Genomic DNA, 19,536 nt, shown 5'->3' on the forward strand with positions numbered 1-19,536 from the left:
ACATGCCGTCATGCACTCACTGTTTCAGCCCAGATAACGGCAAAGAAGTGTGCGCCCTCTTCCATAGATGACTGTCTATCCGGCGCACAGTTCGATGAAACCCGCTTCAGTGATCAATCCTTGAGTTTGAGCAGCGGCTCCTGAAACCGCAGCAAACGCCCGGCATTGCCCAACACCAGCAGCGTACTGAGGTTGTGCAGCAGCGCGGCAATCATTGCCCCCGCCGCGCCGAGCCAGCCGAATGCCGCAAACACCACGATCGCCAGGGTCCAGCCCAGACCGATGATCACATTGACCTGCAAGGTGCGCCGACACTGACGACTGAGCCGCACACAGGTGCCGAGGCGGCGCAGGTCGCTGCCGATCAATACGATATCCGCCGAGGCCAGCGCGATATCGGCACCGCCGGCGCCCATCGCTACACCGACCACACCGGCCTTGAGCGCCAGCGAATCATTGATGCCGTCACCCACCACCATCGGCCGGAAACCGTTGTCGATTTCCTTGAGCACGCGGTTGAGTTTGTCCTCGGGCAGCGCCTGGGCTTCCACCTCTTGCAGGCCGACTTCGCGGGCCAGTGTCTGGGCGACACTCTGGCGATCGCCGGTCAGCAGCAGTTGGCGACCCAGACCCAGTTCACGCAATTCATTGAGGGCAAAGCGGGCTTCCGGCTTGACGCTATCGGCCAACAACAACCAAGCAACAAACTCGCCATTCAGCGCCAACCCGGCGATCGGCCCATCGTGCTCGGGAACGGACGTCGTGACGATGCCCAGTTGCGCGAACAGTTCGGGACGCCCCAGCGCCGCCTCGCCTTGCGCGGTCATGGCCACGACCCCGAGGCCCTGACGCTCGTGAATGTCCGTCAGCGGCAGGCTCTGCTCCTGACTGACCAGCCCCGCCAGTGCCCGGCTGACCGGATGACTGCTGGCCGCGCCAAGACTGGCCGCCAACGCCATGACCGCGGACTGCTCCAGGCGCGGGCTGTTGATCGACTGCAAGCGCAAGGTGCCGTAAGTCAGGGTGCCGGTCTTGTCGACCACCAATGAGGTGAGGTCCGCCAGTTCTTCGAGAAACGCCGAACTGCGGATCAGAATGCCGTGGCGCGCCGCCACCGCCACTCCGGCAATCGCCGTGGCCGGTGCCGACAGCACCAAGGCACAGGGACAGGCCGCCACCAGCACCGCGAGCATCGCTTGCGCGTCATTAGTGACAAACCAGGTCACCGCCGCCAACAGCAACACCAGCACCATGTAACTGCCGGCATAACGTTCAAGCAGGCGGGTGATCGGTGGCTTCGAGCGTTCGGCGTTCTGCATCAGCGCGATGACTTTGCCCAGCGTCGATTGATCGCCGGTACGTGTCACCTCAATGCGCAGCAAGCCGTCGAGGTTGATCGCCCCGCCAAACACCGTCATGCCCACCGCCGTTTCCACCGGAACCGATTCGCCGGTGATCGACGCCGTGTCGAGGCTGGCCTGACCGAACAGCACCCGGCCATCCGCCGGCACCCGATCTCCTGCACGCACCTCGACCGTGTCGCCGGGTTTGAGCGTGCCGTTATCGACTTCGATGATCGAGCCGTCCGCCTGAATCTTGCGCGCGTGGCTGCGGGTCAATTGGCCGAGAGCATGAATCGCTTCCTGCGAGCCGATCACGCTGCGCTCTTCCAGCACATGGCCGAAGATCATGATGATTGGCAGCAACGCCGCCGTCAGCAGATCGCCGGTCGCCCACGCACCGAGCATCGCCAGGGCAATCAGTTGATCGGTGATGCCGTGCAGGCTTGGATAACGCAGGCTGTACCACGCCGAGCGCATCACCGGCACCGCCACTAATAAGGAGGCGAAACCGAGCAGCAACTGACTGACACCGGTTTGCTCCGGCACCAGCCAACGCCAGATCAGACCGAGGCCGAGCAAGCCAAGGGCGAGCATCGCCAGGGTCAATTGCCGTGCAGCGCGGCGTTGTTCGGCCGAGGACAACAAGCTCGGTGCGGCTGTGGTCGCGGTCATTTACTGGCTCCCTGAATGATCAGGCGGGAATCGTCTTTCGGATCGACCGTGGTCACTGACCCGGCCTGCCCGAGAATCTTCGGCATACGTTCGCGGTACAGCCGCAGCAGCATCTGCGGGTCGGTGCCCTGCTGCTGCGCCTTGGCCAGGCTCAGCACCGTGGCGGTGTCGGCCGACGCCTTCGCCAGCCGCTCACCGGCCTGTGCATGGGCCACTTGCAGGGTGCGGTCAGCTTGCTCGTTGGCGGTCTGGGTGAGCTTTTCCGCCTCGGTGCGTGCATTGGCGACGGCTTTGTCGGCTTGTTGGCTGGCGGTCAAAACGGCATTGAACGCGCTGACGGCCGGGTCAGGCAGACTCGATTGAACATCTACTCGCGCCACTTCGATGCCGATGCCCTGCCCGCTCGCCTTCAATTCAGCCAGACGCTTGTTGATGCCTTGCACCAGATCACCGCGCAAGCGTTCGCGGCGTTCAGCGGCCTGATTGTCGGCACCGATCAATTCCGGTCGAGCGACCAGAATCGTATCCAGATCCCGTGCGGCGGTCAGGGCCACAGCGCTGCGCGTGACCAGCCGATCCAGTGCCGGCAGCACATGATCACCCTGCAGCACGAAGTCATAGGGATCGGTGACTTTGTAAAACACCCGCACATCCAGTTGCACCACGCCGGCGTCGCCGGTCAGCAAATAGCCGGAACCGGCCAGCGCATCACTCAAGGGTGTGGCGAAAGTCGCAACGCGATCAGCCTTGATCGCCTCACTGCTGCGCAGCAGATTCTCCACTCGGCGCTCAATCACCCGATCCGCCGCTGGCAGCAAAACCACTTGCTCGAACGGCTGCGGCCAGGCCAACAACAGGCCGGCATTCTGGATGCGCTGCAGTGCGCCAAAGTGCAGAACCACTGCGCGATTCTGCGGATCAATCTGCCGCACATTGGAAAACGCCCACGCCAACGCCGCCAATACGGTCACTGCGTACAAGGCGAAAAACGCCAGGCGTCCGGCCTGAATCCACGGACTGCTCAACGAATGTGTTCCACGTGGAACTTCATCGCTCATGGCTGCGATCCGGATTTGTTTTCAACATTCGGCGGACCGTCCACCAGCACACGGAATGGCGCGGCATCGGTGCGCAGGATCAGTTTGGTGTCCGGCGTCACGATGGTGCCCAAGGTATCGAGCGAGCGCAGCAGGTTGTACAGCTGCGGCGAGCCAGCGTAGGCACGGCCATAGATTTGCGCGGCTTCGACTCGCGACTGCGCTTCGATTTCTGCCGCTTTCACCGTGGCATCGGCCTGCACAATTCGCGCATCGCGCTCGGCAGCAGAACGAATCTGCGCGGCTTCACGCTTGCCGATGGCGGTGCGCTCAGTGGCGATTGTTTCACGCTCGGCGCGCATCCGATCAACCGTGGCCGTGAGGGTCACCGAAGGCAAGGTCAGGCGTTCGATGCCCACCTGCACCACGCGCACACCGTAAGTCGCGAGCAACTGTTGGTCGATTTGCTGACGCAGTTGCGCTTCGAAATCGGCAATACGCACTTTGCTGGCATCGGTGTTCACCAGATCCGCCAGGTCGAAACTGCTGGCGGTGGTCTCCAACGCCGAACCGACAAAGGTGCGAATCTGCCGTGCCGCTTCGTCCGGCTGGTTCTGCACCGCGCGCATGAAACGCTGCACATTGTCCGGGTCGCCTTGCACCTGCCACGCCACGTAGGCCTGAATGATGATGCGCAAACCATCGCGGGTGCCGACATCCTGCAAACCACTGGAGGTGGTACGCAGGCGCAGGTCCACCGGGATCGCCGCTTCGAACGGTGCGGGCCAGCGCCAGCTCAAACCGGGATCAAGCAACACTCGCGACGGATTGCCGAAACGGGTGATAACGGTCGCCTCGCCCGAGCGCACCTGCACCAGGCTTGCCGCAGCGATGGCAAACGCCACCAGCAACAGCGCCCAGCCCATCCGCCGCCACGGGAATGGCCCCGCCTCTTCCGGCGCACCGTGGTGATGGTGATGATGCCCATGATGATGGTGGCCGGCATGACCGTGATCGTGGCCGCTGTGGTCATGGGAATCGTGAGTGTGCGACTGGCTCAAGGGGCAACTCCTGGTTGAGCGGGGGTGCGCGCGGGCGTCGGATCAGCCGGCAGCGTGAACGTACGCAGGTCGATGGTCGGCGCATTGCTGCTGCCGCCTAAACGGTGGTCGAGTACCAGCAGTTTGGCCTTGCTCAGGCCGAGGCTGAGTTGACTCAGATATTGTTCCAGCACGAATGCCTGGCCGGCGCTGGCGTAGGCTTTCTGTTCAGCGCTGAACTTCAGATCCGCCGCCTGCGCTGTGGCGTTGATTTCACGGGCGCTGGCACTGGCCTGATCGCGGGCGAGACTGGCCTGCAATTGCGCCTGATTACTGGCTTCGGCCGCCGCACCGCGCTCACGGGAGATCAACGCCTGCGCGCCGATCTGCGCCGCTTGCACGCTGTGGTAAGCATTGGCAGCACCGGCTGGCGGGTGAATCGCTTCGACCACCGTGGCGAGAATTTCCACGCCGCTGTTGAGTTGCTGCAGATCATTTTGCACCGCGCGGCCGATTTCCTCGCCCAGCCCTACCCGGTCGGCACCGAGCAAACCGTCGAGGGTGCGCGAGGCAAAATCGTGAACCAGAATCCGGCTCGCGGTGCTGCGGATCAGCGTCGGTACATCGGCATTGTTGTAGGTAGCCGCCAAGGCATCCTGATCCCGCAGGCCGATGCGATAGACGAAGCGCACGTCCATGTTGACGATCTGAAAGCTCTGCTGATCGCCACGGCTGCTGGCGATCACCTGGGATTTGTCGTTGACGTGGCTGGCATCCCACAAACGGTTGGCGGTCATCGGCGCCTGGCCTTCGGCTGGCTCGGCCTGGGTCGGCGCAGGCGCATCGCCGACGCTGGTTGCCAACTCGTGCACCACGCCGTTCTCGACGCTCAATACACGGCCCAACGGCCACGGCAACCCAGCGTGCAATCCGGGGCCGAACACTTGCAGCGGTTTGCCGAAACGCTCGTAGATACCGCGCCCTTGCAGCGGGATTTCGTGGATCCCGGTCAGCATCCAGCCGACAGCAGCGACCAGTGCCAGCACCGGCAGAAAGGCGCGGCGCATATAGCTGAACGCCCAGATCTGGCGCAGATCGATGCCGAAACGATTGTGCAATTCGTGCTGCAAGGCCAGCAGCGGCTGCGGAGGCCAGCGCAGCATGTCAGCGACAAAACTGCGTGCCAGCAGGGTCGGTTCGAGCTGCTCGCGACGGGGGCTGAACACCGACAGGACTGCGCGCAATAGCAACTCGATCGCGACCAGTCCCGGCAAGATTCCAATCAATACCGCAAGGCGCACGGGCCACACCGAAGCCTCGCTGGCGAACAGCAGGCACAACGCGCCCAGCACCAGACTGATGATCGCCACCCTCGCCAATTGTGCGAGGTTTCCGGCTTCCGGCCATTGCGCCGGGGTTTCCTGAGCCAGTTGCCGCTCCAGCACCAGCAAGCCGAAACCCAACAGCAACATCAGCGCTGCGCCCACCGTGGCCGATAAACCGACGGTCGCGGCCGGCAACGCGAGATTCCACACCTGTTCGATGCTGAGCACTATCAGCACTGACCAGCCACCCAGCCACAACGCGGCCGCGCCGATCTGACCGAGCAGGTGCAGGCCGCGCTGACCCAAACGCTCCAGCAGCCGTTCGTACCAGCCATCAGGGGCCGTTTGCTCGACCTCGTTCAGCGGTTCCTGCGCCACCGGGTGCATGACCCGCGCACGCCATTGCGTCACCCACCACGCCGACTGCAGGCCAGCGACCAGCACCAGCAACGCCGCGCCCAGATTCATCAGCAACGCCGGCCATATCGATTGCGCGGCAAACAGCTCGACAAACAGCGCCAGCACCCACCCTGCCCCGGCCAACGCGCCGAGACCGATGGCCAGACGACGCAATCGCCGCCCCTGCGTGGCCGCTTGTTGAAAGCGCGGCAACCCGGTCACTTGCGTGCCATCGACATCCAGATCGACTTGCATATCACCCCAAAGCCATTGGTTCATTCGCCCATTCGTTACGATATAACGAAAAGCGTGAAATATTCGTACACAAATGCACTTATCTAAAGATGTCCAACCTGTCGCTTGCCTGAAGCCTTGACCGAAATGTCCGGAAATGCACATATTACGTTCGTAATTTTATTCGACTACTACTTTTAGCGATCCGCATTCCCAACCAGGAGTAACAGCATGAGCAACTATGACGTGGTGATTCTGGGCGGCGGCCCGGGTGGTTATAACGCGGCGATCCGCGCCGGCCAGTTGGGCCTGAAGGCGGCTTGCGTGGAAGGCCGCGCCACCCTCGGCGGCACCTGCCTGAACGTCGGTTGCATGCCATCCAAGGCCTTGCTGCATGCTTCGGAACTGTACGACGCGGCCATGGGTGCGGAATTCGCCAACCTCGGGATCGAGGTCAAACCCACGCTCAACCTCGCGCAAATGATGAAACAGAAAGACGAGAGCGTGAGCGGCCTGACCAAAGGCATCGAGTTTCTGTTTCGCAAAAACAAGGTCGACTGGATCAAGGGCTGGGGCCACATCGATGGCCCGGGCAAAGTCACGGTGAGCGACGATCAAGGCAACAAGACCGAGCTGAGCGCCAAGGACATCATCATCGCCACCGGCTCCGAACCCACGCCCCTGCCCGGCGTCGAGATCGACAATCAGCGCATCCTCGACTCCACCGGCGCGCTGTCGCTGAGCGAAGTACCCAAGCATCTGGTGGTGATTGGCGCCGGGGTGATCGGCCTGGAGCTGGGCTCGGTCTGGCGCCGTCTCGGCGCCCAGGTGACCGTGGTCGAATACCTCGACCGCATCTGCCCCGGCGTCGATGGCGAGGCCGGCAAAACCCTGCAGCGCTCGCTGAGCAAGCAAGGCATCAGCTTCAAGTTGAGTTCGAAGGTCACCAGCGCCACGACTTCGGCCAGCGGCGTACAGCTCAGCGTCGAACCTGCAGCGGGTGGCAGCGCCGAGTTACTGGAAGCCGACTACGTGCTGGTCGCCATCGGCCGACGCCCGTACACCAAAGGTCTGGGCCTGGAGAACGTCGGCCTGAGCACCGACAAGCGCGGCATGCTCGCCAACCGCCAGCACCGCACCGAAGCCTCCGGCGTGTGGGTGATCGGCGACGTGACATCCGGCCCGATGCTCGCGCACAAGGCCGAAGACGAAGCAATGGCCTGCGTGGAACAAATCGTTGGCAAGGCCGGCGAGGTCAACTACGACCTGATTCCCAACGTCATCTATACCCGCCCGGAGCTGGCCAGCGTCGGCAAGACCGAAGAACAGCTCAAGGCCGAAGGACGCGCCTACAAGGTCGGCAAGTTCCCGTTCACCGCCAACAGCCGGGCGAAGATCAACCACGAGACCGAAGGCTTCGCCAAGGTCCTTGCCGACGAACGCACGGACGAAATCCTCGGCGTGCACCTGGTCGGCCCGAGCGTCAGCGAAATGATCGGTGAGTACTGCGTAGCCATGGAATTCAGTGCCTCGGCCGAAGACATCGCGCTGACCTGCCATCCGCACCCGACCCGCTCCGAGGCGCTGCGTCAGGCGGCGATGAATGTGGAAGGAATGGCGACACAGATGTAACCGTCGACCGGCAATCTCTTCGCGAGCAGGCTCGCTCCCACATTCGATCGCATTCCAATGTGGGAGCGAGCCTGCTCGCGAAAGGAGCAACCCGCTCTACAGCGGAAGATGCCCCAACGGCAACGCCCCCGGGGTTTTCACCGTGTGAATCGCAAAGTTGCTGCGAATGTCACTCACCCCCGGCAGCTTCAGCAGGCAGCCGCTGAGAAACCGGTCATACGCGCGCAAGTCCGGCACCACCACCTGCAACAGAAAATCCGACTCCCCCGACACCAGAAACGCCGAGATCACCTCCGGCAACGCCGTCACCGCCGCATAAAAGGCTTCGGCCTGTTCATCGTTGTGGCGCTCGACCTTGACCCCGACAAATACCGTCAGCCCCAGTCCCACTTCATCGCGATCGAGGTTGGCCTGGTAGCCGCGAATCACCCCGGCCTCCTCCAGCATCCGCACCCGGCGCAGGCACGGTGACGCCGACAGGCCGATCTCGTCCGCCAGCTCGACGTTGCTCAGGCGTCCGTCCCGTTGCAGGGCGGCGAGAATCTTGCGGTCGAAGGCGTCGAGTTTCATGTTTGGCAGATCCTGATGGTCAGATCGAAAAAAGAAAGCAGGTTATGCCAATACTGGCCCATTTTGAAGCCGACTACGCAAGCACCTGCCCCACCCTTCGGCCATAGACTGAGCCGACCGAATCGACAACGAAAGGGCGGCAGCATGGCGGGTATGTGGATGTTTTTTCTGGCGCTGGCGGTGGTGTATCTGTTGCCTGGGCCGGACATGATCTTGCTGTTGCAAACCGGCGCCCGGCAGGGCCGCGGCGCCGCGCTGGCCACCGCGGTGGGCCTGGCGATTGCTCGGGGATGTCATGTCGCATTGGCGGCGTTGGGACTGGCGGCGCTGTTCAAAGCCGCGCCGTGGACGTTTGACGTGGTGCGTCTGGCCGGGGCGGCCTATCTGCTGTGGATCGGCATTCAATGCCTGCGCAGCACCTTGCTGCCGGACCTGAATGCCGCCGGTGCGACCGACGTCCACGGACAATGGCGTGAAGCGATCCGCCGTGGCTTGCTGACCAATCTGCTCAACCCCAAGGCGCTGCTGTTCTGCTCGGTGCTGCTTCCGCAATTTATCGTCGCCGACGGTGCCCCGGTGCTGACGCAGTTCGCCATCCTCGGCATGTTGCTGGTGGCTGCCGGGCTGCTGTTTGACTCGACTTACGCGCTGATCGGCGCCGCATTGGGCCGCTGGCTGCAACGCAGTCCCTCGGCCCAACGCTTGCAGCAGTGGCTGTTCGGCAGCCTGTTGATCGGCTTCGCCCTGCGCCTGACGTTCGTGCAACAGGCCTAGTCTTTGCGCGCCCGGCGTTGCCGACGAGTGATCAGGAACAACGCAACGCCGACCACCAGCACCGCCCCACCGATCTGCACCGGCCATTTGTAAGGGCGCAGTGCCGAACGCGCGGCATCGGTGACCTGGGTGACGTAGCGCTTGTCGGCGTTTTCAAAGTCCGGGTACGGGCACTGATGACCGAAATCCACCGCCCACGGCACGTAAGCACCTTCCTTCACATAGCGTTCATAGAGATCGCTCTGTTCCTGCAGGCTGCTGTTCCAACCGGCGGCGTTGCACAACACAGCAGCAAACGCCTGACTGGTGTGCGGCAGGTTGTCGGCGGCACGACTGGCCAGCGCGGTGGCAACGAAGCGGTAGTGATAACGCTCGTCCGGCTTGGCTTCGCTGGCTTGCTGACGTTTGACTTCGTCTTCAGCGACCAGCGGCCCGACTTTCAGCGCGGCGTTTTCCAGGCTGTAGTTGCCGCCGAACGTGGCGTAATCCGGTGCCATCTCGTAACCGAGAATATCCATACCCCACTCGCGAGCCGTCCAGGCAGCGTTGTACAACGCACTGGCGCGTTTGGTCGGCCACCAGGCGCTGTCGGCTTTCAGACGCTGCTGGCCGTAGAGCTTCGCTTTGTTTTGCAGGTCGGGATTGTCGAAGTAGCCGACCGCTTCTTCATACCGCCCCTCACGCAACAGACGTCGGCCCAGCAGATTGCGCAGGCTGGCGGCAACTGGCAACTGCACATAGTTGTCGCGCTCCTGCTGGGTCAGCGGCGGTGGCGCCGGCACGTTGTCATCGACGTAGCGTTTCAGTTCATTGACCGTCAGCACCCGCTCGGCCACTGTCGCGGCGTCGAACCAATAGATGTTGTTGCTGCGGTACAACTGAACAAAGGCTTGCAGGTATTCACCGCGTTGCAGCGCCAGGATCGCGCTCTCGCCTTCGACCCGGCATTTGGGCTGAACGGTTTCAAAGTCCCAGTCCTGCGTGCGCCGATAGCCCCAATCCTCGGTCTGCGGAAAGGCCTGCGCGGCTTTGGAATAGGCGGCAGCCGCGGCATTTTTATCGCCGTCACGCACCGCCAGTTTGGCCCGCAACCACCACGCAAGGCCGCCGTCATCGGCGTGTTCGAGAAAGGCCTTGGCGTTGGTGTAATCGCCCTGTTGATAATTGACCGCCGCCAGCCGGTCGGCGTTGTCGAAGCTGCCGCGGGTGCTGTTCTGCAGGAGCTTGACCAGTTTCTTCTGGTTTGGCGGCTCATCGCCGAATGACCAGCCCTGACGACTGATCAACGAGGCGGTGACCAGTTGCTGCACCGAAGGGTGTTCGAGCAACTTCGCCACTTGCTCCTCGGGCAACTGCGCCAGATCATTCATCAGCAGCTTGAGCGAGGTATTGCCCACCGCCGAACCGTGCAGGTTCTGCGCTTCGTACAATTCGATGGCGCCGGCCCAATCGCCCGAGGTGCGCAGTACCCGCGCCTCTTCGCCGAGGCTGGCGACGCCCAGTTCCAACGGGTCACTGAAACCGTCGATGCTCAACTGCCGAGCCTGGCGGAAGGCATCCCGCGCCTGTTCCAGTGCATCGATGGCGTTGTTGGCCTCGGTACTTCTGGCCACCCACGCACGGCCCAGCGAGTAAGCCGCCCAAGTGCTGCGCAACGGCCGTTGCTCGGCTGGCAACGCCAGCAACTGGCGGAAATACTCGACCGCCAGTTGATAGTCGCCCGCGCCGAACGCCACGGCACCGGCCAGGTACAGGCGAATCTCCGCCGGCAGGCTGGCGCCCTGCACATCGACCTGATGCGCATCCGTCAGGCTGCGCAGCTGTTTGACCAGCGCTTGCTGTTCGGCTGTGAGACCGGCCTGCTCGGCCTTGTCACGCTGATTGGCAGGCTCGGTCGGTTCAGCGTAAAAATCGTTGGGGTTGTAGGTCGCCGCGGTGACGTTCTTCAGCCCGGGGATGGCTTTGCCCAGGCGGCTGAGCTCAAAGTTGAAGTTGCCCTCCGGCAGCTCGGCCAGGGTCTGCCCGCGATTGTCGAGCAGGCGCATCGGGAAGTCCGGGCCGCAGGCCAGCGCCGAACCCAGCGGCAGGCTGAGGCTCAGGCAGAGCAGATGGCGGGGCCAGTTACGGGTCAACATGCGAACCTCCTTGATCAATAAATGCACAGCGCGCCCAACCGATGGCGCGTTGCCCGCCCGCCGGCAGACGACCGTCGCGCTGGCGGGTGAAGGTAAGCAGATCCGGGCCTTGTTGCAACGCATAACCGGCGAGCGCGTCGGCGCCTTCGCAATCGCGCGCCTTCACGCTGATGCGTGCGGGCCAGGCGTTGTCGAGGTTACCGCGGTTGTTGAGGGCGATGTCATAGAGGCCATTACTCTCGCTGAGCGTCAGGCTCAGTTGACTGCTCAATGCTTCGCCACGGGCGACGGCACGCAGCGTGCTCAGGCTCCAGGCGCGACGATCGTTGACCAGCGGCAGGCGAAACCAGATCAGACCGGCCAGATGCGCCGGGCGATCCTCCCGCAACTCCTTGGCCAGTCGGCTCAATTGCTGCGGATCGGCGAGCAATTCGCGCCGTTGTCCGCCGTGCTCAAGTGGCACTTCACTTTCCACCACCGGGGCGCCGTCAGCATCGGGCAACAGCGCCACCCCGTAGGCCGGCAGTGCCAGATAAAACGGTTTGTCGGTTACCCGCCCCCAAGCCTCGGCCCAGCGCCGCGCCTGCTCGGGGTCGAACAGACCGCGACGCGGATCGCTGACCGCATGCACCTGCAGCACACTGCTGTCGACAGCTGCCAGCAGCGCCGGCAGTTGCGGACTGTCGAGCCAGGCCGGCAACGCGGTGATGCTCAGCGGCAGGCTGGCCGGCAATGCGCCGCGCAGATGGAGAAGGAATTCGGTATAGGCCGGCAGACGCGCATTCCCGGCGTCGTGATCGATCTCGATGCCGCTCAGGGTCAGCCCCTGCCCTTGCCAGTCCGCCAGCACCTGAAGGATCTGTGCCGTGACTTGTTGTTCGTCGAGCGCCTTGAGCTGGCCGTCAAGCCGGATCACCGCAATCAACGGCCGAGCATCCTGTTTGAGCAACGCCGGATCGATGCGCGCGCGGCTCCATCCGGCATTCGGAAAGGCCTGCAACGCCAGCACCCGCAGCGTCGAAAAGTCGCCGCGACTGTCTTTCAGTGCAAGCACATGAGCCGGTGTCCACTGCCGCTGCCAGACGTAGAGCTGCTGATCGAGCGGCGCTGCATCCTGTCGTTCACAGGCGCAGAGCAACAACACAGCCAGCATGGCCGACAAGCCGACGATAACGCGCATACCTTGCAGATCCCTGAGACATCAGGCTGCAAGGTTACACAAACCGCTCAAGGCTTGCGGGCAATGATCACCTGACTTTTCGCCACTACCGCATCCAGCGCCTGCTTGATCTGCGCGCCGCGTGGCGAGTCGAGCACGGTTTGCCAGGTGTTGGCCCAATGCTCGAGCAACGGGTGATCCGGGTTACTGAAATCGACCTTGGCCTCCCAGAACAGCAGCATCCACATCGACCAGTAAAAGCCGTACTGGCTATGGCTGATAATCTCCAGCCCGGCACCGCTGACCATTGCCTTGAACTGTTCTTCACTGATGACGCGAATGTGATTGGGCTTCTGGAAATACTCCGGCGAGGCAATGTCCTTCTGCAGGTCTTCGGAACTGGGGTGCGGCACACTCAGCAGGTACAACGCGCCCGGCTTGCCGACGCGCACCAGCTCGGCGAGAAATTGCGCCGGATCGTCGACGTGTTCAATCACTTCGGTGGACACCACCCGAGTGGCGGTGGCGTCGGCGATCGGTAGCGGGTTGCAGTCGGTGACATGGCATTCGATTTCACGCGCCGGCGTATCGCTCAGGCGCTGGCGAGTAGCCTCAACCTTGGCACCGTCGATGTCGGCAATGATGATCTTCGCCCCACGCATGCCGCAAAAGTACACGTTGCCGCCGTCCCCGCACCCCACATCAAGCAGGATGTCGTCAGCACTCACCCGGAACCCGGTGAACAGCTCGTCGGTCTCCTGGTTGAACCAGCCGCTGAGCTTCGCGTCGTAAAGGCCGAGCATGTACGGGTCGACTTTGTCCGCAGCAGACGGCGCGGGGACCGGCGCAGGCGACGCTGCCCTGAGTTTCTTCAAAAGGCTCAGCATGAGGTGGCTCCAGAGGATGGGACGGCGGTTCGCGAAGTATCGAGGCGACGCACCAGCGCAGCGCCGCGATTGCGCATCGGCATTTCGATAAAGCGGTAATTGAGTTCACTGAGCAGCACGATCAGGCCGAACGCCAGCAGGATGGTCAGTGCAGGGTGCCCGGCCGGGTTCGGCAGACCGGCGCTCTGCAAGCGGAAGATCAGCTCGCGGACCAGCAGATAGGCCGGAATATGGATCAGGTAGATGCCGTAGGACCGACTGCCGATCCACGCCATCAACCGTTGCAGAGCACCGGCCGGCAGCAGGTAATCGCGGTTGTACGAGGCGATCCACACCAGCAGCGCGCTGAGCACGGCAATCGAGCCGATGCGGTAAGAGGAAAAGGTGAAGCGGTCGGTGGCCATGTAGCTCAGCATCAGTGCCAGCAAAATCAGCGTCGATACGCCGGCCCATGGCCGCTGCAGGAACGTCGGCTGCCAGCGCTGATAACCCGGCTGCACGCTCCACATCGCCAGCAACACGCCGAGGGCCAGCGCATCGGTACGCACCACCATCAGCATTGGCGTGCGCAGGGTGAACAATTGCACTGCCACCAGCGCCAGCAATACCCAGACCAGGTGTTTGCGGCACACCAGAATCAGCAGCGGGAACAACAGGTAGAACTGCTCCTCCAGCGCCAGGCTCCAGTAGACGAAACTGCTGCCGTATTCGTAGTTAAAGAAACTGTCGGCAAAGCGGAAGTTCGCGTACTGCAACACTCCCGCCAGCGTCGCTTGCAAGTTGGCGTGCAGGGTGCCGAACGCCCCGGAACGGTTGAGAAACACGCAGGCCAGCAGTATCAACGCCAGCCACAACCACGCCGACGGCAACAGACGAAATACCCGTCGCAACCAGAAGTTACGCGTCTGCGCCCAGTATTCCTGCCGGGTCGTACAAGCTCGCAGCGCCGGGATCAGGCTGCGGGCGATAACGAATCCGGAGATCGCGAAAAACAGATCGACGCCCCACCACGACTGCGCCCAGGCGTGAATGTTTCCCAGCAGAGGCACCGGATCGGTGAACAGGCTGCCCTGCAAATGATGAAACAGCACACCAAGCACCGCGATTGCCCGCAGCACTTCGATGTCCATGATCCGTTTGCTGCTCATGCGCCGGAAATCTCTACATGGGCGGCAGGCAGGCGGTCGAACAACTGCGTCAGAAACATTTGCAAACGCTGCTCGGCCACTGACTGACTGCAGAAACCCTGCAGGCTGTTAATCGCCTGCGCTGCCATCTGCGCATACCGTTGCGGATCGTGTCTGGCCACCTCGTAGCTGGCGCGATAGGCCACGCACAACGACGCCCAGTTGGTCACGTAGCGCAAGGTGCGGAAAGCACTGCGCGGGTCGTGCGGCCAGGCAGTGAGTTCATCGGTGGAGTCGATCAGGAACGCATTGTCGGCGCTCAGGTAATCGATCATCGCCGTGGTGCGCGGGGCGACCGCCGGTTTGCCGCAGGACATGAACTCCATCAGCGGCAGGCACTGGCCCTCGCCGTAAGAGGTGTTGACCACGTAGCGGGTCGCCTGCACCAGTCGTTCGTAATCGGCATCCGCCAGATAGCCATAGATCAGCACGATGCGGCAGCGATAGGACTGGTTCTTGTACAGGTGATGGAGGATGTCGCTCATCGCCAGTTCGGCATCATGGTGGGTGAGCTTGAGCACCAGCGTCGCGTCATCGTTGTCGCGGAACGTCACGCAAAATGCGCTGAGCATGTCTTGCCAGTTCTTGCGCCCGTCGCCGGGGTTGAACACCGAGGTGTAGACCACGCCGTCGAGCAGCAACTCCTGCTCGGTCACCGGGGCCGCAAAATCAATGCCGACGCCGCTGCGCAGCTGCAGCGGAGCGAACGCGTTCAGGTCGAGCTGGCGACTGTCGGCCACCAGGCCCTTGATCTTCAGGCGCAGCGGGCCCGCCTGCGGCTCACGTGGCAACTGCGCACCGCGTGCGGCAAAGCGATCCCACACCGGCGCCGGCACCGCGACAATCGGGTAATCGGCCCCCATCGCCTCGCGCACGGCATTGACCGTGTAGCTGGAATGAGTGATCGCCGCACCGCAGGCGCGCAGCACGGTGCGCCAATCGTTACGCGGCTCACCAGCAAACGGCTCGTTGGGGATGGTGCTGAATTCCCAGGCGAACACCGGCAGCGTCGGGCACGCCAGGTTCAACGGCGTGCGATGCGGCGGCGAGAACGACAGGAACACGCACGGCTCGCCCCGGGCGGCGCACTCCCGATAGAGCGCGTCGACTTCGGTCTGCGGATCGAGCACTTCCACCACCCGCCCGAGCCGCTCGAGTACCGGGCGGTATTCCTTGAGCACGAAGTAATAGCTGTACTCCGAGCGCCCCAGATTCTGTGCAATGGTGTGCTGGTTGGTTTCCGAATAAATGATGATCAGCATGAGGCGTTATCCGTCACTGACACAGCCTGCGGAGCGTGCGCAACCAGCCCGAAGAAGTCCGCCATACGTTGCTGCACGGGCGCGAAAGCGCAGTATTGGTGCATGCGCTCGACCGCGGCCGTGGACATGCGCCGATAATCCTGCGGCTGAGCCTTGGCCATCCGATAACTGCTTTCGTAGGCGTTTTTCAGTGAACCCCAGTCCGGCCGGTGGCGCAGCGTGCGATAAATAAGGCGGCTGTCCTGCGGCCAGATGGTCAGTTCCTCTCTGGACTCGACCACGAACGCCACCGAATCGTCGATATAGTCTTCCATCGCAGTGTGATCCGGCGCGATCACCGGCTTACCGCTGGACATGAACTCCATCAACGGCAGGCACAGGCCTTCACAGCGCGAGGCGTTGACGTAAAAACTGGCGGCTTCGTAAAGCCGCGCATATTGCCCGTCGTCGAGGTAACCGTGCAGCACCAGCACCCGGCAGGCGAACGGCGACAACTGCGCAAGCAGGGTCATCAATTCGCTGTAGTAGGACGTCAGATCGTTATGGGTAATCTTGAGCACCAGCGTAGCGTCGGGCTTGTCGCGAAAGGCCCAGCAGAACGCGGTGACGATGTGGTGCCAGTTCTTGCGGCCGTCCCTGGGGTTGAACACGCTGACGTAGACCACGCCATCGACACGGGTTTCGACAACCGACGAGGTGTCCGGCAAATCCAGAGGCGCAGGTTCGATGACCGGCACGACGGGGGCGCCGGCGATGTTCGGCAAACGCTGTTCGAGCCAGGCATGCGCCTTGTCTGACAGCAGATCGCGCACACCTTCCCAGTACCAGTGATGCAAAAACTTCACGCGTGGCACCGCCGGTACTTGCTCGCGACCTGAATCCAGAACCCACAGACGCAGGTAGTGGCGGGCAATCACAAAGCGCCGCTTGAGGGTCAGCGGTGGCGGACGCGCAGCCTCGATTTCCGCAGCCAGCGCTGCCTCTTCCTCGGCAGTCGGCGGTATCGGAATCAGCGCATCGGCAGACAAGCCCAGCGTGCGGCTATCGAACACGCAGCCCTTGATCGCCAGCGTTGTGCCGGGATTGACCGGCTCACTGACGTGACGTGCGCGGATGGCAGCGAAGTTTTCCCACAGTGGCGTCGGCAGTACCAGCACCGGGAAGTCATCCCCCATGGCCCGGCGGATCGCCCGCGCAGTATGGCTCGACAACGTGATGACCCGGCCCTGACGTGCGAGCATCTGCGTCCAGTCCTGGCGCGGGTCATTGTCCCATTGCTCATCGGGGATAGAGTCGAACTCCCAGGCCACCACGCAGACGGTCGGGCATTCAAGGTCGGTCGGGGTTTTCTGCGGCGGGGTGAAGGAGAGAAACAGGCTGTCTTCGCCGGCCGCGCGCAATTGGCGGTACAGCGGATCGACGTCGGCGCTGGAGGACACCACATGCACCCGCCCAAGGCTTTCCAGCACCGGACGATAGGCCTTGAGCACGAAGTAATAACTGTATTCGGGACGCCCGAGACTCTGGCTGATGGAGCTGTCGTTGACGTCCGAGTAAAGAATGAAATTCATGGCATCCCACGATGAAGTCGCCATCCCGGCCGCTTCAATCCATGACGGCCAAGCGCTGGATCGTGGTCGGCATGCCGGCACTCGTCCTGCGTCTTCGGGCCCGTCTTTGTTCTTGTTTTAGTGGTCGGTTGCAGCCGGGATTGCAGTCACTCTGAACAACACCGGGAGAACGCGACGAGGGGCATTCTAAACACATCCGTCGGGGATTCGCGAACCACCCGGCGAGAATAAATCAGGCTACTCTGACGAGAACTGACCAGTCACGGTTTGGCCTGTTGAAATTGCTGCGTAATTGGCACAGATTGGCAACCAAACAACTACAACAATGACTTCGCCCGATGTCCGACCGGTATTTACCAGCGTTCTGACAGACACGCCCATAGAGGCTGTGGGAAATGGCGAAGATTCAAGACCAAGGGGTCGCGGTTTGAAAAAGCGTCTGTTCGTCACGGGGCTGGGTGGATTCGTGGGACAACATATCCAGTCGCGTCTGGCGTCGCCTGATTCGACATGGCAGCTGCTGCCTGGCGCATCGCCCTACGACCTCACGGTGCCGGACACTCTCGTCGACCTGTGGCCGCAATTGCCCGACGCGGTGATTCATCTGGCCGGCCAGACGTTTGTTCCCGAAGCCTTCCGCGACCCGGCCCGCACCCTCGAGATCAATCTGCTCGGCACCCTCAATCTGTTACAGGCCCTCAAGGCTCGCGGTTTTGCCGGCACGTTCCTGTACGTCAGCTCCGGCGATGTCTACGGCCAGGTCGCCGAGTCCGCCCTGCCGATCACCGAACAACAACCGCCCTGCCCGCGCAATCCCTACGCGGTGAGCAAACTGTCGGCAGAATTTCTCAGCCTGCAATGGGGCTTGAGCGAAAGCTGGCCGGTGCTGGTGGCGCGGCCGTTCAACCACATCGGCAGCGGGCAGAAAGACAGCTTTGTCATCGCCAGCGCTGCGCGCCAGATCAACCGCATCAAACAGGGCCTGCAAGCCCCGCAAATGGAGGTCGGCGACATTGACGTCACGCGGGACTTCCTCGATGTCGGCGATGTGCTCTCGGCTTATTTCGCACTGCTGGAAAAAGGCACGCCGGGGCAGGTGTACAACATCTGCTCGGGCCGCGAGCAGAGCATCCGCAGTCTGATCGAACAGCTGAGCGATCTGGCGCAGGTCCAGGTGCAACTGGTTCAGGATCCGGCACGCATGCGTCGTGCCGATCAGCGTCGCGTTTGCGGCAGTCACGCACGACTGACCCAAACCACAGGATGGACGCCTGAAATCACAACACAACAATCCCTGCGGGCGATCCTGTCCGACTGGGAGCAGCGAGTACAACAAGAATGAAAAGTGCATTGATCACAGGGATCACCGGTCAGGACGGCGCCTATCTGGCCAGACTGTTGCTCGACAAGGGTTACAAGGTTCACGGCCTGGTTGCCCGGCGCAGCAGCGATTCGCGCTGGCGCCTGCGCGAGATGGGCGTCGAAGCCGACATCGAGTACCTCGATGGCGACATGGCTGACGCCTGCTCGGTGCAGCGCGCAGTCATCAAGTCAGCCCCGGACGAGGTCTACAACCTTGCCGCGCAAAGCTTTGTCGCCGCGTCCTGGAATCAACCGGTGACCACCGGCATCGTCGATGGCCTGGGCGTGACCCACCTGCTCGAAGCGATCCGCCAGTTCAGCCCGCACACACGTTTCTATCAGGCCTCCACCAGCGAAATGTTCGGCCTGATCCAGGCCGAGCAACAGGACGAGAACACCCCGTTCTACCCGCGCAGCCCCTACGGCGTGGCCAAGCTCTATGGCCACTGGATCACCGTCAACTACCGCGAAAGCTTCGACCTGCACGCCAGCAGCGGCATCCTCTTCAACCATGAATCACCGCTGCGCGGCATCGAGTTCGTCACCCGCAAGGTCACCGACGCTGCGGCCCGCATCAAGCAGGGCAAGCAGCAGGAACTGGCCCTGGGCAACATCGACGCCAAACGTGACTGGGGTTTTGCCGGTGACTACGTCGAAGCCATGTGGCTGATGCTGCAACAGGACAAGCCTGACGATTTCGTGGTCGCCACCGGCGTCACCACCACCGTGCGCGAAATGTGCCGCATCGCCTTCGATCACGTCGGTCTGAACTACCGCGACTACGTGAAGATCGACCCGGCGTTCTTCCGCCCGGCCGAAGTCGAAGTGCTGCTCGGCAACCCGGCCAAGGCTCAGCGCGTACTGGGCTGGAAGCCGAAAACCGATCTGGACACCTTGATCCGCATGATGATGGATGCGGACATGAAACGCGTCGCCAAGGAGTAGGT

At 62.6% G+C, this 19,536-nt stretch carries 15 protein-coding genes; 4 read left to right on the forward strand and 11 right to left on the reverse strand.

Going from position 1 to position 19,536, the window contains the following annotated elements; genetic code table 11:
• Nucleotides 1–113: 113 nt before the first annotated feature.
• The 4 genes from AC27VU_RS02485 to hflK (AC27VU_RS02500) are packed head-to-tail and all read right to left on the reverse strand — an operon-like array spanning nucleotide 114 to nucleotide 6,071.
• On the reverse strand, nucleotides 114–2,015 hold the full coding sequence (locus AC27VU_RS02485; RefSeq protein ID WP_488723332.1) for a heavy metal translocating P-type ATPase: 1,902 nt from the start codon (nucleotides 2,013–2,015) through the stop codon (nucleotides 114–116).
• Nucleotides 2,012–3,073 (reverse strand): protease modulator HflK, encoded by a 1,062-nt coding sequence (gene hflK, locus AC27VU_RS02490; RefSeq protein WP_103484020.1) that lies wholly within the window; start codon nucleotides 3,071–3,073, stop codon nucleotides 2,012–2,014. Before hflK (AC27VU_RS02490) ends, AC27VU_RS02485 begins: the two co-directional genes overlap by 4 nt.
• Nucleotides 3,070–4,113, reverse strand: coding sequence for a protease modulator HflC (gene hflC, locus AC27VU_RS02495; protein WP_103522512.1), 1,044 nt, complete (start codon nucleotides 4,111–4,113; stop codon nucleotides 3,070–3,072). The genes hflK (AC27VU_RS02490) and hflC overlap by 4 nt, the downstream gene beginning before the upstream one ends.
• On the reverse strand, nucleotides 4,110–6,071 hold the full coding sequence (hflK, locus tag AC27VU_RS02500) for a protease modulator HflK (RefSeq protein WP_488723370.1): 1,962 nt from the start codon (nucleotides 6,069–6,071) through the stop codon (nucleotides 4,110–4,112). The genes hflC and hflK (AC27VU_RS02500) overlap by 4 nt, the downstream gene beginning before the upstream one ends.
• 210 nt (nucleotides 6,072–6,281) lie before the next feature.
• On the opposite strand from hflK (AC27VU_RS02500), the gene lpdA reads away from it, so the two are divergent.
• Nucleotides 6,282–7,682, forward strand: coding sequence for a dihydrolipoyl dehydrogenase (gene lpdA, locus AC27VU_RS02505; protein ID WP_338800395.1), 1,401 nt, complete (start codon nucleotides 6,282–6,284; stop codon nucleotides 7,680–7,682).
• 96 nt (nucleotides 7,683–7,778) lie between these two features.
• Here lpdA and AC27VU_RS02510 read toward each other — a convergent pair whose 3' ends face one another.
• Entirely contained in the window at nucleotides 7,779–8,252 is a 474-nt protein-coding gene (locus tag AC27VU_RS02510; protein ID WP_045122687.1) for an Lrp/AsnC family transcriptional regulator, read from the reverse strand.
• Between the two features lie 144 nt (nucleotides 8,253–8,396).
• Here AC27VU_RS02510 and AC27VU_RS02515 point away from each other — a divergent pair, with 144 nt between their 5' ends.
• On the forward strand, nucleotides 8,397–9,026 hold the full coding sequence (locus AC27VU_RS02515; RefSeq protein WP_488723333.1) for a LysE family translocator: 630 nt from the start codon (nucleotides 8,397–8,399) through the stop codon (nucleotides 9,024–9,026).
• Here AC27VU_RS02515 and AC27VU_RS02520 read toward each other — a convergent pair.
• The 6 genes from AC27VU_RS02520 to AC27VU_RS02545 are packed head-to-tail and all read right to left on the reverse strand — an operon-like array spanning nucleotide 9,023 to nucleotide 17,227.
• Complete coding sequence (locus tag AC27VU_RS02520) at nucleotides 9,023–11,161, reverse strand: hypothetical protein (protein WP_488723334.1); 2,139 nt, start codon at nucleotides 11,159–11,161, stop codon at nucleotides 9,023–9,025. The genes AC27VU_RS02515 and AC27VU_RS02520 overlap by 4 nt on opposite strands.
• Complete coding sequence (locus AC27VU_RS02525) at nucleotides 11,148–12,341, reverse strand: DUF3142 domain-containing protein (RefSeq protein WP_488723335.1); 1,194 nt, start codon at nucleotides 12,339–12,341, stop codon at nucleotides 11,148–11,150. The genes AC27VU_RS02520 and AC27VU_RS02525 overlap by 14 nt, the downstream gene beginning before the upstream one ends.
• A gap of 47 nt (nucleotides 12,342–12,388) precedes the next feature.
• Nucleotides 12,389–13,207: a class I SAM-dependent methyltransferase gene (locus AC27VU_RS02530; protein ID WP_488723336.1), complete on the reverse strand. Its 819-nt coding sequence runs from the start codon at nucleotides 13,205–13,207 to the stop codon at nucleotides 12,389–12,391.
• On the reverse strand, nucleotides 13,201–14,355 hold the full coding sequence (locus AC27VU_RS02535; RefSeq protein ID WP_488723337.1) for an acyltransferase family protein: 1,155 nt from the start codon (nucleotides 14,353–14,355) through the stop codon (nucleotides 13,201–13,203). The genes AC27VU_RS02530 and AC27VU_RS02535 overlap by 7 nt, the downstream gene beginning before the upstream one ends.
• Nucleotides 14,352–15,656, reverse strand: coding sequence for a glycosyltransferase (locus tag AC27VU_RS02540; RefSeq protein ID WP_488723338.1), 1,305 nt, complete (start codon nucleotides 15,654–15,656; stop codon nucleotides 14,352–14,354). The genes AC27VU_RS02535 and AC27VU_RS02540 overlap by 4 nt, the downstream gene beginning before the upstream one ends.
• Nucleotides 15,650–17,227 carry a glycosyltransferase gene (locus AC27VU_RS02545; protein WP_488723339.1) on the reverse strand — a complete coding sequence of 526 codons (1,578 nt, stop codon included), beginning with the start codon at nucleotides 17,225–17,227 and terminating at the stop codon, nucleotides 15,650–15,652. Before AC27VU_RS02545 ends, AC27VU_RS02540 begins: the two co-directional genes overlap by 7 nt.
• A 427-nt stretch (nucleotides 17,228–17,654) precedes the next feature.
• Between AC27VU_RS02545 and AC27VU_RS02550 the strand changes: the two genes are divergently transcribed.
• A complete protein-coding gene (locus AC27VU_RS02550) occupies nucleotides 17,655–18,569 on the forward strand; it encodes a GDP-mannose 4,6-dehydratase (RefSeq protein ID WP_488723340.1) in 915 nt (304 codons plus the stop codon).
• Nucleotides 18,566–19,534 carry a GDP-mannose 4,6-dehydratase gene (gmd, locus tag AC27VU_RS02555; protein ID WP_003229754.1) on the forward strand — a complete coding sequence of 323 codons (969 nt, stop codon included), beginning with the start codon at nucleotides 18,566–18,568 and terminating at the stop codon, nucleotides 19,532–19,534. The genes AC27VU_RS02550 and gmd overlap by 4 nt, the downstream gene beginning before the upstream one ends.
• Nucleotides 19,535–19,536: the final 2 nt, after the last annotated feature.

The organism is Pseudomonas sp. 14P5.3.2 (assembly GCF_057799175.1).